The sequence below is a fragment of the Bacillota bacterium genome (genome assembly GCA_023511485.1).
In the GTDB taxonomy this organism is placed as follows: Bacteria; Actinomycetota; Aquicultoria; order Aquicultorales; family Aquicultoraceae; genus CADDYS01.
Genome location: JAIMBH010000011.1, coordinates 1 through 13,703 on the forward strand (window position 1 = coordinate 1; position 13,703 = coordinate 13,703).

Here is a 13,703-nt window from a genome sequence, read left to right on the forward strand (position 1 = left end):
TTTTCGACATCATATTCATCGATGAGTTGCTTTATCTTTTGCACATCGGTGTCTTTTTGAGACTTCTCTATGACTGTCAAAGGCTGTGCCGTGCTACCTGTTGGATCTGATACCGCTACGCCTATGCGGCGAGCACCAAAATCAAGACCAAGTATTCGCATAATAAAAAATTGTTACTCCATGCTACCGTTATTAGTGCTGCGTTTTTGTCGGCAAGTGAAGAGGGGACCCTCAACTATCCTCTCCTCGGTGGAGAGGAGTTAATAAACTGCAGCACCATAGCACGAAACCTACTTCTTAATCATATCCTGGATTAACCTCCAGGCTTCTTCTAGCGCCTGCGGTACTCCTTGCGGTTTTTTGCCACCGGCCTGCGCTAAATCCGGTCGCCCGCCTCCGCCTCCGCCAACTAGCGGTGCGATTTTCTTGATAAGGTTGCCAGCGTTAAAACCGGCCTTAACCATATCTGGTGTAGCAGCGGCTATCACCATGACCTTATTATCGCTGGTGCTAACGAGCATCAGGACAGCGGTCCCCGCCTTTTCCCTTAGCATATCCGCATATGAGCGCAGGCTATCCATGTCAGCTGCCTCTACTTGTTTAACTATAACCTTTGTTCCGTTTACCTGCCTGGCTTCCGCTAAAATCTTGTTTACACTTTCGCTAACAAGCCTCTTTTTTGCAGCCTCAATTTGTTGTGCCTGCTGTTTATTTAATAGCAATAAGCCCTGTACCTTCTCAGCGACCTGGGTCGGGTCGGTCTTTAAAAGCGACGCCGTCTCCATGAGCTCGTCCTCTTCCTTATAAAGATACAACAGTGCGGCGCCGTTTGTGACGCCCTCTATACGCCGGGTATTAGCCCCTACACTGCCTTCACTTGTTATCTTAAAAAGGCCTATCTCGCTCGTGTTGCCAACGTGCGTACCGCCGCAAAGTTCTTTACTGTAGTTGCCCACTTCTACAAGTCTTACAAACTCACCGTATTTCTGGTCAAATAACGCGATCGCGCCTGTCTCACGCGCAAAATCATATGATGTTACAAACGAACGAACTGGATCGCTAGCAAAAATTTTCTCGTTTACAAGCTGTTCTACCTGTCTTAATTGTTCCCTCGAAACAGACGCAAAATGCGTAAAGTCAAATCGGAACCTTTCTGCCTCAACCAGCGACCCCGCTTGCTTTACATGATCTCCCAGTATGCGACGTAGTGCCCAATGGAGTAAATGTGTCGCTGTATGGTTTCTTCTGATCGATTGCCGCCGCCCTACCTCTATTGCAGCCCTCGCGCTTTGATCAATCACAACCTTGCCCGACACAACTTTACCAATATGGGTGATGACTCCATCAAAAGGCTCTTGCGTGTCTTTTATCTCGACCTTTCCGCTCTCGGTCTCAATGATGCCTTTGTCGCCGACCTGGCCACCCTTTTCAGCATAAAACGGAGTCCTGTTGAGAACTATCTCAACTTCATCCCCGGCCACTGCTTCCGTTGCGACTGCATTTTTCTTAATGATCGCTTTAATAGTGGCCTGGACCTCATCGAATTCGTATCCTACAAAATCGCTTTTCCCAAACTCTTCACTTACTTCCTGGTAAACCTCAACGTGCCGCAGCTCGCGTTCACCTGCCCACGCAGCCCTTGCCCTCTCCCTTTGCTCTTCCATCAGATTCTGGAATGTAACCTCATCGACGCCCAGGCCGTGGTCCTGCGCAATCTCTATCGTCAACTCAATTGGAAACCCGAATGTGTCATACAGGCGAAAAACGAAATCTCCGGTAAGATTGCTCCTGCCCTCGCTTTTTGCCAGCGATATCGCCTGGTCTAAAATGTTTAAACCTTGCTTTAAAGTATCCATAAACCTGGTCTCTTCATGGCCGGCAATCCTCTGTATAAATAACCTATTATCCGCTATCTCAGGATAGGCATCCTTCATTGTCTCAATAACGCTGTCTATGATTTGGTTGATAAACGGCCTTTCAATGCCGAGCAGCCTTGCATGAAGCACCGCCCTTCTTAGAATCCTTCTTAGCACATAGCCGCGTCCTTCATTTGAGGGCAGAACACCATCACTGATCATAAATGTAACCGCCCTGGTGTGGTCCGCTATAACTTTAAGCGATACATCTCGTTCGGGATTTTCGTTATAGGTTACACCGGCAACATCGACGACTCTCTGCACTATTGGCCACAGAACATCTGTTTCAAAGTTTGTCCTCGCTCCCTGCATGATTCTTGCGATTCTTTCGAGCCCGGCTCCTGTGTCGATATTCTTCTTTGGAAGCGGGTTAAGATTGCCCTCTTCGTCCCTGTTATACTGCATGAAGACCAGATTCCAGACTTCAAGATAGCGGTCGCAATCGCAACCTACAGTGCAGGTAGGTTTTCCGCAGCCAAATTCTTTTCCAAGGTCGTACATTATCTCTGAGCTAGGCCCGCATGGTCCAGTTGGTCCCGCCGACCAGAAGTTATCTTCTCCCATGCGGAATATGCGGTCATTACTTAATCCTATATCATTCTTCCATAAATAAAACGCTTCGTCGTCGTCTTCAAAGATGGTCGCGTAAAGCCTTTCAACCGGTAGTTCAAGATATTTTGTTACGAATTCCCAGGCCCAGCTTATGGCTTCCTTCTTAAAGTAGTCGCCGAATGAGAAATTACCGAGCATTTCAAAGAATGTTTGGTGCCTGGCAGTTTTGCCAACGTTCTCTATGTCGGTAGTTCTTAGGCATTTCTGTACGGTTGCTGCCCTCGTAAAGTCTACCTTCTTCTCGCCTAAAAATATAGGCTTAAACTGCACCATTCCCGCTGCAGTCAAAAGAAGCGTTGGGTCATCCGGCACTAGCGAAGAGCTAGGCAAAATTTTATGGCCTCTTTCCGCAAAAAAATCAAGCCAGATTTTTCTTATTTCAGCTGAACTTAACCTTTTCATAACTCCTCATACCTTTGATGCTTCCAGGTCGCAGACATCCGGTTCTTCAGTTCTTTTATTGTTGCGCTCCCTAAAATGCAGATAGAGAGCCTTTCCTACCGCCGCCAACGGTATGGCTATAAGCATCCCTATCACGCCAAGTAATGTCTCCCCCGCAAGCAGGGCAAATATCACAACTGCCGGATGCAGGTTCACCTGGCTACTCATTATACGGGGTGATATAAACATACTGTCAATTTGTTGCACAATTAGCAATATAACAATTACTACGACTGCCAGCTGCCATGATGTCCCAAGGGCAATTATAACTGCTGGGGCTCCTCCAAGAATAGGCCCTAGGTATGGGATAATATTAAATATACCGATTATAAAACCGAGAAGCACTGCATAATCGACGCCAAGAGCTGCGAGCGCAATGCCAGAAAGAATCGCGACACTCAGGGCCACGAGCGCCTGTCCTTTTAAAAAGCCTCCGACTATGCAGTCAATTTTTTTAATGATTTCCATACCCTCGGTCCTATGCCGAGCCGGTATCATCTCGCTTATATTAGTTCTGATCGCCTCATAATCTTTAAGAATATAAAAAGCAATTATCGGTGCGAGTACGAAATTTAGAACGCCACCAAAGATGCTCTTTGTCATCATAGGAATTGAAGAAGCCAGCCGCTGTAAAAATCCTTTAAATGAGTTGCTTAAGCTGGTTAGTAGTTCAGTTGCCTGTTCACCTTTTAAGAATGGATGGTCTCGGACAAGGTCATTGATATAGCCATTTGCGACAGTGACGTAACTCGGAAGCTTGGAAATAAAACCATTGGTTTCTTTATAAAGAATTGGGCCTACGTACATACCAAAAAGAGCCAGTATCAGGATCAGCCCCAAATAGGACAGAATGAGCGCGATAATCCGTGGCACGCCTTTGCTGCTTAGAAAATTCACTGCCGGCCTTAAGACATACACAAAAAAAAGCGCATATAAAAAAGGCATTAGAACAGAATATATACTATGCAGCGCATAGATTAAAATGCCAATAAGGACTATTATTCCCACCCACGCCCAGGCTATGATCCCTGCGTGCTTTATGCGCTCTATGCTGTCCGGCTTTTCCAATATTCTAAGCCTCCCGGTCTTGTAACATCCGCTCTCGCAACACTTCAAGAGTTCTTCTTAAAAGCCTTGAAACATGCATCTGCGATATTCCGAGCTGTTGGGCTATCTCTGTTTGCGTAAGGCCTCGGAAGAATCTTAAATACAGTATTCGCTGTTCCTGTTTGCTAAGCTTAGATAAAGCCTCAGATAGACAAGTTCTGTCTTCAATACCGCTCAATTCTTTATCATCTTCACCAATATACTCTAAAAGAGAAAAACTATCATCAGAATCTGAGGATAAATCTCTGTCTAAAGATACAAAACTATATGCTTCACTTGTTTCCATAGCCTCGATTACTTGTTCCGATGAGACTCCAATATGCCCTGCAATCTCAGAAATTGTCGGCGCTCTCTTCAACTCCTGTGTTAGCGTATTCATAGCCTGAGTTACAAGCAAACTCAGTTCCTGAAGTCTTCTCGGTACCTTGACAGCCCAACCTTTGTCTCTAAAATACCGCTTTATCTCGCCAACAATGGTTGGAGTAGCGTATGTTGTAAACTCAACCGACCTTCTGACATCAAAGCGGTCGATTGCCTTTATGAGACCAATTGTGCCCACTTGGATGAGGTCTTCAATCGGCTCTCCTCTATTCTTAAATCTTCTTGCCAGGTACTCGACAAGATTCATGTACATTGAAACAAGTTCATCCCTTAATTCGGGCGCCTTCGTCTTCTTATATTCTTTAAAAAGATCTAAGGTCCTGTCTTTATCCCAGGCTAAAGTTTTACTATTTTTTCTCTTTTTGCCTTGCCCGGCCAAAACTAGTTTGCCCCCTCTTGGTTATCAGATTTTCTCCCTCTTTATTTTTGGATTTTCTTGACCATACGAAGATTGCTTATACCGCCAGACTTAAGCCACTTAACATCATCCATCACAGAATTTAATATAGAAAAGCCAAATTTCTTGCTCTGTTGCTCTTCTAAAGATTCAATTTTGCCCAATCCAGTAACCAGAACTTCTAGGCGGTCTGGATAAATTTCAAAAATAACGTCAAATCGCTTTTGCTCAGGGTCGCTTAGGGCCAGTAGATAGGCTTCCTCTAAGGCTATTTTTATATCCTCAAGGCTATCTACAGTAAACTCCATACGGCTAGCAATACCCGTTATTGCGAGCCTTAGAAGCCTCGCATACTCTTTTTTTGCCGGTAGGCTTAATTCTACCTTATCTACATCGCACATTTTTCCACCATCACCTCAACCATAGAAAAATCGCAAAGCTCTAAAGCCTATTACGACTTTGCGTTAAATTTTAGCCAGATTATTCATCACAAGAATTGCTATGAGCCCTTGAGGATTTTAATCTTTGGCCAGCATGCTTATTTATATCCAAAAATCATATTCATAAATCGGTTAGCGCAAGCAGCTTTCCAAAGAATTATCGTCCAACAAGCTTCTTGATTGCTTCTTTAGCTCCAGCCGATATACTTGCGACCGTTATTAGAGGGGATGATATCGCCTCGTGAACAATCCTTGTTGTGGCACTTACCTTATCACCGATGTCCTTGACGCTCTTAGTTATCTCGGTTATGCTTCCAAGTTCACCGTTTAGCTGCCTGACGGTATCGTGCAGATCTATTAGCAAGGGGTCGAGTTGTTTATTAACATTAACAACCAGGTCATCTACGTTTATCAGCGTCCTTTTAAATTGTATTATCGCAGATATTGCAAAACCGATCAGTACCAGTGTCGCCGTTGCAACAACCGCAGTGATCACTAATAACGGCGTCATGTGTCCCTCCTGCAAGAATTCTAGCATACGGATTTTTTTATTTCTATAAATAAAAAACCGGCTGCTAAGGCTTTTTCAGGCATTAGCAGCCGATTGCCTGGAGTGGATTCGTTAACTAAAAAACCCCGTCGACCAATTATGCTGGCATGAGCCAAATTCGCACAAACGATAATCAACAGAGCACATAAAACACTTTTGTTTACAGGTCACCAGCGTTGATAAATCTGAAACCGCATGGCGTCTCACTATCTTAGTTTCAACATACTGCCTGTCATTTGAAATATGAACCTTGCTTGGGCTCTCATCCTGCATCGAAAACCACATCCATTCTAAGTTGTCAAGATCGATTAGCAGTTTAAAGCGCTTCGATGCCTGGCTCGTGCCTAGAAAAAAGCTGGGTTTAGTGTGGAAATGTACTATTTACAATCCAATGTTGCGACTTTGATTTTTATGCAATTAATAACCAGGTATTCCACTGCACATTTTCCTTTGATACTCTTATTATCGGTATGTCTGAGCTATTCTTTAGGGAAATATAGGCGTTCTACCAGGTGATATGGTAAATTATACCATTGCAGTAGCAACTTTTTTCTCTAGTAACATAAAGAGAAAAGGGATAAAGAGAAAGGAGCCGGTTTAATCCGGCCCTAAAGTTTCTTGCGTCCTTTTGTTATCTGATCCTCAAAAAAGCCCCGCCTTGCCGTTTCACGAAATACATATTGAAGCCCGCTCTCCGCAGGTGGGTGATCGCCTACCTGCTTTACGAGTCCCCAATCTAGGAGGCTTTCGCGCCACAGGTGAGAGAAGATCTCCCTATGTAGTAGTGTTGGCTCAAATATACACTACGTTCCACGTACAAGGCAGAGCCATATTTGTTACCTCTAGACCCATTCTATCATATAGAATGCGATGTATGTCAATATTGCTCAGCTAACTAAGTTTTATATGAACCTCGCGTAACTGCTGTTCAGTTACAGTATCAGGTGCACCGGTCATCAGATCAGATCCGGTTTGCGTTTTTGGAAAGGCAATTACCTCACGGATTGTTTTCTTCTGCAGAAGTACCGCTACTAACCTATCTAGACCAAACGCTAACCCGCCATGCGGGGGTGCGCCATATTCAAATGCCTCGAGCAGAAAACCGAATTTTTCACGAGCCTGCTCCATATCTAAACCAAGAAGGCTAAATATTTTTTCCTGTAGCTCCTGGTCGTAAATTCTGAGGCTTCCGCCGCCAACCTCAGTACCATTAATGACCAGGTCGTAGGCATACGACCTTACTTTAAGCGGATCGGTATCAAGAAGTGGTATATCCTCTACCCTTGGCATTGTAAACGGATGGTGGTTTGGCGATAGCCTGTTCTCATTCTCATCCCAGTCAAAAAGCGGGCAATTTACAAGCCACATAAGCTTAAAATCGTCGGGTTTAATTAGGCCAAGCCTATCGGCCAGCATTTCTCTCAGCGAACCAAGCACCATTGAAGCTTTCTTAGGCTTATCTGCAACAAACAGCATCAGATCCCCAGGCCTGGCTTTAAGCCTGGCCATGATAGTTTCAAGTTGTTCCTCGGTGAAGAATTTCGCTATTGGAGACCTTATGTTGCCCTCTGCTTCGATTGCGATCCAGGCAAGGCCTTTTGCGCCGAGGTTTGTTGCATGTTTGGCTAGTTCATCTATTTGGCTACGGGAATACATGCCACAACCTGGAGCAGAGATTCCGCGAACCGCTCCACCGCTCTTTACCGTATCGGCAAAAACCTTGAAATCAGCTGTCTCAGCAATGTCGCTTATATCCTCAATCTCCATAGCATATCTAAGGTCCGGTTTATCGGTTCCATATCTTGCTATTGCCTCGTCATAATCCATCCGTTGAAATGGCGGGTTTATGTTAATGCCAACAACCTCAAATACCGCCTTAACCAAACCTTCTACCAGTGCAAGTATTCCTTCCTCTTCCATAAATGAGACCTCTATGTCGATTTGCGTATGCTCTGGCTGCCTATCCGCCCTTAAATCCTCATCCCTAAACGCTCTGGCAAGTTGATAATACCTCTCAAAGCCCGCAACCATCAGCACCTGTTTGAAAAGCTGGGGTGATTGCGGCAGCGCGTAGAAATGATGGGGTATGAGCCGGCTTGGGACGAGGTAATCTCTTGCACCCTCCGGAGTGCTCTTTGTGAGCATAGGTGTTTCAATTTCAATAAATCCATTATCGTTCAGGTAGTTGCGTACCCTTTGCGCGATGTGATGCCTCATTATGATGTTGCGCTGCATTTCTGAACGCCGAAGGTCAAGGTATCTGTACTTTAGTCTTAAGCTCTCATCAGTAGGACTGCCGTCAATTTCAAATGGAGGCGTTTTAGATTTGTTAAGTACCTTAATCTCTATTGCTTCCACCTCAACTTCTCCGGTAGGCAGGTTGGGATTGACAGTCCCCGCAGGACGCTCCTTTACCTTGCCCACCACATAGAGAACGAACTCGCTTCTCACCTTTCTTGCGGCATCAAAAGCACCAGTGTGCGCCGGATCGGCTACAATTTGAACAATACCGCTACGATCCCTGAGGTCAAGAAATATAAGCCCTCCATGGTCGCGCCTCGTGTGAACCCAACCGCAGAGAACCACTTCTTCTCCTATATTATGCCTACTCAGAGTTCCACATGCGTTGGTACGCATAGAAAACTTTGATAAATTATCAACTCTTGCCAATTTATCCATCAAAGACCTCTTTCTGTTAAAAAATAATGCCTGCAAGGCACAGAAAAACCTATATTCTATGATACTTGACTTAATTAAAATTGACTAAAACAATCGCTATCAGCTTCTAGCATTTATTTCACTTTGCTTAATTTCGCTATCTTTAGGCCTATAGCCTGTTCTGAAAGAAACCAACTTAACCATTGCAGCCTTTTTACCTGTTTGGGCCAGGATATTTAACGCTGCAAAGCATGCTGAAGGCACAAACTTTGGGCTAAAGCCCTACACTACATTTATAAGCTCAAACTGCAATTAATCAAGATTTTTGTAGCTAACGACCAGTTGCTATTGGCTGCTTTTTCAATATCTCAGCTAACTTATCTACCAGCTCATTCAAACCAATTTCAAATTGTTCACCGGTGCTCATATTCTTAACCGGCACTACTCCTGCCCCAAGTTCTCTTGAGCCAATAAAAACCGTATACCTGAAGCCTCGTTTATCTGCATATTTAAGCTGGCTCTTTAGGCTGCGGCCCATGTAATCGATCGTTGCACTGATTCCTTTGCGCCTTAACGCATATAAAACATTTATTGCCGCCGATTTTGATGCATCATCAGCAATTGCTAGAAAGACATCCAGTTTGTAATCGGTTACCTCAAATACTCCTTCTTTCTCTACGGCTAACGAGAGCCGCTCCGTGCCTATTGCAAAACCTATACCCGGAGTTGGGGGGCCTCCGAATTCCTGCACCAGCTTATCGTATCTTCCACCGCCGCCGATTGCGTTTTGCGCCCCAAGAAGCGGGCTTACGACCTCGAAAGTAGTCTTTGTATAGTAATCCAGCCCGCGAACTAGCTCTGGCTTCACTATATAGCTAATGCCCTGCATATCCAGGTAATGCTTGACTTCGTCGAAATGTTGCCTGCAAGTTTCATCTAGAAAATCGATAAGCTTAGGTGCATCTCTCATAACTATCTGGCAACTCTCGTCTTTGCAGTCAAAAAGACGAAGCGGATTGATATCTATCCGCTTTTGGCAATCTTTGCAAAGCTCTGCACGATGCTCCTGGGCAAATTCTCTTAAAAGTTTAATATATGTGGGCCGATCTTTCTCGCACCCCATGCTATTTATGTATAGAATCAATTCTTTTAAACCCACCGATTTAAAATAATCTATCATCAGCAGGATAGTTTCTGCATCTATTGCGGGGTCATCCGAGCCGATAGCTTCAACGCCAAGCTGCCAGAACTGACGGTATCTTCCAGCTTGGGGACGCTCGTATCTAAACATTGGCCCTGCGTAGTAGAGCTTTACCGGCTGGGGTAACTGGTTCATATTATGCTCAACATAAGCCCTAATAACTGGTGCCGTGCCCTCGGGCCTAAGCGTCAGGCTTCTGCCCCCCTTATCTTCAAAGGTGTACATTTCTTTTTGAACAATATCTGTCGATGTCCCTATGCTGCGCAAGAACACCTCAGTGTGTTCAAAAATAGGTGTTATAATAGATTCATAGCCGTATATTTTAAAAAGCTCACTTGCTTTGCTTTCTAAATACTGCCATCTAATTGCTACATCCGGCAGAATATCAATCGTACCTTTTGGTGCCTTATATCTCAATCTATTTCCTCCTCAAGAGGCAAAAAATTAAAAGCTTTATTTATGTAACGTATGGATTGTGTTTTTTCTCATCGCCAACCGTAGTTGAAGGGCCGTGACCTGGATAAACCTTCACCTGGTCAGGATACTTATAAATCTTTTCTTTTATAGAGTTTAACAATGTTTCGGTCGAACCACCAGCCAAATCAGTCCTTCCAACCGATCTATAGAAAAGGAGGTCTCCTGTAAAAAGACAATCTCCAATGTTAATGGTTACGCTTCCTGGGGTATGCCCCGGGGTATGAATAATTTTAACATCTAGGTCTCCAACCTTAAGAGTCATGCCATCGGTTAGCTCGAAGTCAGGCTTAAGTGTTACATCCTCTCCCTCGCCAGCCATGAAGGACATGCTAAGCCGAGGGTTTTCCAGCATAACCATATCGGCTTTATTAATGCCAATCTTTGCACCAGTTTTATTGGCAATCGTCGACGACACGGCAAAATGGTCCCAATGACCATGCGTTAACAAAATATACTTTAAATCGAGGTTTTCCACAGCTATTGTATCAAGGATTATTCCTGCATTGCCTGCAGGATCTATGACTATGGCTTCACCTGCATGCTCAGAAGCAACGACATAACAATTTGTATCTAAATCACCAACAACTAATGTCTCTAAGAACATATATCAGTCCTCCGTGCTTTTCGTTTAGTAATAAAGTTATCAATTTTTATGGTGACAACGCTAACGTCTCATGCTGCCAACGTCAGCAAATAAAGATATTGGCTATTTTGCACATCAAGGCTTCGGCACTAAAAATTCTTTTTACTATCCAATAAAATGGTTACAGGACCATCGTTTACTATATTAACAGACATTTGCGCCTGAAACTCTCCCTCTTTTGTCGGCACAGCTTCGCTGAACTTTTTAAATGCTATATCGTAAAGACTTCTTGCCTCGTCTGGCGGGGCAGAATCGGTGAAACTTGGCCTCCGGCCTTTTCTCACATCTCCATAGAGCGTAAATTGCGGTATCAGCAACACTTCTCCACCGGTATCTTTAAGCGAGAGGTCGAATTTTCCGTCTTTTTCGAAGATTCTCATATTTACCGTTTTCTCAACTATATAGTCTATATCGCTTTCTGTGTCATCTCTGCCAACGGCAAGCAGGACTACAAGTCCTCGCCCTATTTCGGCTAGACTTTTCCCATCTACATTAACACCTGCTTCTGAAACCCTTTGTATAACCGCCCTCACTCTTGTTAATCCCCTGAATTCTGGCCTTGATATCTTTACTTTATACCTTACTCCCTATTCTTTCGCTCCTGCCACTTTGGTACAACTTTTTCCCGCTTTGGCTGGTTTGGCTCTACTCGATATACGTCGTATACCGCCGGCACTTTCTTTATGTTACCAATAATTGTCTGCAAATGACTTAAATTACCTATCTCAAATATAAACCTGAGCGCTGCAACGTGATCTTTGGAAGTTGACACCGAGGCGGATAGTATATTTACGCCGGCATCGCCAAGTACCGTGCTGATATCCCTCAATAACTTTGTCCTATCAAGTGCTTCAACCTCGATTTCGACTTGAAATGCGGCCGGCTGCTTTGTATCCCACGATGTCTCTATCATGCGCTCAGGAAACATATCCATTAGCTTCTTTGCATTCAGGCAATCTGCTCTATGCACCGAAACACCGCGTCCCCTGGTGACAAATCCAACTATGCTGTCATAAGGTACTGGATTACAACAGTGGGCAATCCTCACCAGCATATCGTCGATGCCCTTTACCTTTACTCCAGTCTTACCAGAAGTTCGCCGTCTCTTTTGCGGCTTTTTGATTTGTATCTCTTCGATACCATATTCTAGCTCAGATTTCTCTTTCTCTTTTTCTTTATCCTTATCCTTATCCTTTTCCTTTTCATATGCCTCAGCAATCCGTGTTGCCACCTGCTTAGCCGATGTTTTCCCAGCCCCAATATTAGCCAGTACATCTTCTATTCCTTTAAAGTTGAGCTCTTTCGCTATTTCCTCAAGGACACTTGTTGCAGCATTTGATTTGAGACCAATCTCTAGCTTTCGAAGCTCTTTTTGAAGAATTTCCCTACCGGTGGCTTCACTGTCTTCTCTATTCTCTTTATTAAACCACTGTTTAATTTTGTTCCTTGCTCGGTTTGTTTTTACTATCTTAAGCCAATCCTTACTTGGACCGCTTATGGTCTTTGAGGTTAATATCTCGATAAAGTCACCGGTATGAAGCTTATATTCCAACGGCACTATTTGATTGTTGACCTTTGCGCCAATACACCTATGCCCAACATCGGTGTGGATTGTGTATGCGAAGTCTAGTGGGGTTGCGCCCGCGGGCAGATTAATAACGTCGCCTTTAGGCGTAAACACATAAACTTCATCCTCAAAAAGGTCTATTTTAAGCGACTCCATGAATTCGCGTGGGTCCTTTAACTCGCTTTGCCATTCAAGCATCTGGCGAAGCCAGCTCAGCCTCTCATCTAATTTATCGCCCTTAGCTCCTTCTTTATATCGCCAGTGCGCAGCAACACCATACTCTGCAGTTCTATGCATTTGCTTCGTTCTTATTTGTATCTCAAGCGGCTTACCCATAGGGCCAATTACAGTTGTATGAAGCGACTGGTACATATTAAACTTTGGCATTGCAATATAATCCTTAAAGCGGCCCGGTATTGGCGTCCACATTGCATGAATTGCACCTAAAGCGCCATAGCAGTCTTTAATTGAATCGACAATAACCCGCACAGCGAGCAGGTCATAAATCTCACTGAACTCACGTCCGCGCTTTGTCATCTTCTCGTAAATGCTGTAGAAGTGCTTGGGCCTTCCACTTATTTCAGAATCAATTCCAAGAGCTCTGAGCTCTTTCTTCAATGCATTAATCGCACCTTTTAGAAACTCCTCGCGCTCGGCCCTACGCTCGGCCACCATCTTTTGGATTTGCTCATATTTCTTGGGCTCCAGCACTTGGAAGGATAGGTCTTCAAGTTCCCATTTCAAAGACATGATTCCGAGCCGATGTGCAAGAGGTGCGTATATCTCGAGAGTTTCCTGTGCCTTCTTGATCTGTTTACTTCGATCAAGATGACTTATTGTGCGCATATTATGTAGACGATCAGCCAGCTTTATAATTATAACCCTTATGTCCTTAGCCATTGCTATAAACATCTTCCTCAAGTTCTCAGCCTGCTCCTCCTCACGGCTTTTGAACTCGATCTGGCCAAGCTTTGTTACACCATCTATAAGCGCAGTTACATCCGGCCCAACTTCTTTTTCGATATCGGAGAGCGTAACGTCCGTATCCTCGATAACATCATGCAATAGAGCCGCAATTATCGTTGTTGTATCCATGCCAAGGTCAGCCAGGATGTCTGCAACTTCCAACGGGTGTGAAATAAAATCTTCACCAGATAAGCGATACTGATCGATGTGGTATTTGCGTGCAAGCTTGTAAGCTTTTCGGATCGCATCGACATCTACATCTGGGTTATATCGTTTTATTTTACTGATCAAACTTCTAATTCTTGCCATTTCACCCTCATCCCAGTAATAAAATTTTAGCAGATGTG

11 protein-coding genes and 1 other RNA gene are annotated in these 13,703 nt (G+C 44.2%); all 12 read right to left on the bottom strand.

What is annotated here, in order from left to right:
* On the bottom strand, positions 1-161 hold a 161-nt coding region (gene ruvX, locus K6T91_04935; protein MCL6472140.1), incomplete at its 3' end, for a Holliday junction resolvase RuvX.
* A gap of 129 nt (positions 162-290) precedes the next feature.
* Positions 291-2,930, bottom strand: coding sequence for an alanine--tRNA ligase (gene alaS / locus K6T91_04940; protein ID MCL6472141.1), 2,640 nt, complete (start codon positions 2,928-2,930; stop codon positions 291-293).
* Between the two features lie 6 nt (positions 2,931-2,936).
* The gene (locus K6T91_04945; protein ID MCL6472142.1) at positions 2,937-4,037 is read right to left on the bottom strand and encodes an AI-2E family transporter; all 1,101 of its coding nucleotides are present in this window, start codon (positions 4,035-4,037) and stop codon (positions 2,937-2,939) included.
* 4 nt (positions 4,038-4,041) lie between these two features.
* Complete coding sequence (locus K6T91_04950; protein ID MCL6472143.1) at positions 4,042-4,836, bottom strand: SigB/SigF/SigG family RNA polymerase sigma factor; 795 nt, start codon at positions 4,834-4,836, stop codon at positions 4,042-4,044.
* A 41-nt stretch (positions 4,837-4,877) separates the two neighbouring features.
* On the bottom strand, positions 4,878-5,255 hold the full coding sequence (locus K6T91_04955) for a hypothetical protein (protein ID MCL6472144.1): 378 nt from the start codon (positions 5,253-5,255) through the stop codon (positions 4,878-4,880).
* A gap of 196 nt (positions 5,256-5,451) precedes the next feature.
* Positions 5,452-5,805 (bottom strand): DUF948 domain-containing protein, encoded by a 354-nt coding sequence (locus tag K6T91_04960; protein MCL6472145.1) that lies wholly within the window; start codon positions 5,803-5,805, stop codon positions 5,452-5,454.
* A 685-nt stretch (positions 5,806-6,490) separates the two neighbouring features.
* Positions 6,491-6,675, bottom strand: a non-coding RNA gene (gene ssrS, locus K6T91_04965) — 6S RNA.
* A 60-nt stretch (positions 6,676-6,735) separates the two neighbouring features.
* Positions 6,736-8,481, bottom strand: a complete 1,746-nt coding sequence (gene aspS, locus K6T91_04970; protein ID MCL6472146.1) for an aspartate--tRNA ligase — start codon at positions 8,479-8,481, stop codon at positions 6,736-6,738.
* A gap of 352 nt (positions 8,482-8,833) precedes the next feature.
* On the bottom strand, positions 8,834-10,120 hold the full coding sequence (gene hisS, locus K6T91_04975; GenBank protein ID MCL6472147.1) for a histidine--tRNA ligase: 1,287 nt from the start codon (positions 10,118-10,120) through the stop codon (positions 8,834-8,836).
* Positions 10,121-10,160: 40 nt separating this feature from the next.
* Positions 10,161-10,784: an MBL fold metallo-hydrolase gene (locus K6T91_04980; protein MCL6472148.1), complete on the bottom strand. Its 624-nt coding sequence runs from the start codon at positions 10,782-10,784 to the stop codon at positions 10,161-10,163.
* A 128-nt stretch (positions 10,785-10,912) separates the two neighbouring features.
* Complete coding sequence (gene dtd / locus K6T91_04985) at positions 10,913-11,356, bottom strand: D-tyrosyl-tRNA(Tyr) deacylase (GenBank protein ID MCL6472149.1); 444 nt, start codon at positions 11,354-11,356, stop codon at positions 10,913-10,915.
* Positions 11,357-11,403: 47 nt separating this feature from the next.
* Positions 11,404-13,665, bottom strand: a complete 2,262-nt coding sequence (locus K6T91_04990) for a bifunctional (p)ppGpp synthetase/guanosine-3',5'-bis(diphosphate) 3'-pyrophosphohydrolase (GenBank protein ID MCL6472150.1) — start codon at positions 13,663-13,665, stop codon at positions 11,404-11,406.
* Positions 13,666-13,703 lie beyond the last annotated feature (38 nt).

Excerpts from the sequence above, each read along its gene's own strand:
- K6T91_04980 (MCL6472148.1), bottom strand. The coding sequence starts at position 10,784 with ATGTTCTTAGAGACATTAGTTGTTGGTGATTTAGATACAAATTGTTAT.
- aspS (MCL6472146.1), bottom strand. The coding sequence starts at position 8,481 with ATGCGTACCAACGCATGTGGAACTCTGAGTAGGCATAATATAGGAGAA.
- K6T91_04960 (MCL6472145.1), bottom strand. The coding sequence starts at position 5,805 with ATGACGCCGTTATTAGTGATCACTGCGGTTGTTGCAACGGCGACACTG.
- alaS (MCL6472141.1), bottom strand. The coding sequence starts at position 2,930 with ATGAAAAGGTTAAGTTCAGCTGAAATAAGAAAAATCTGGCTTGATTTT.
- K6T91_04955 (MCL6472144.1), bottom strand. The coding sequence starts at position 5,255 with ATGTGCGATGTAGATAAGGTAGAATTAAGCCTACCGGCAAAAAAAGAG.
- K6T91_04990 (MCL6472150.1), bottom strand. The coding sequence starts at position 13,665 with ATGGCAAGAATTAGAAGTTTGATCAGTAAAATAAAACGATATAACCCA.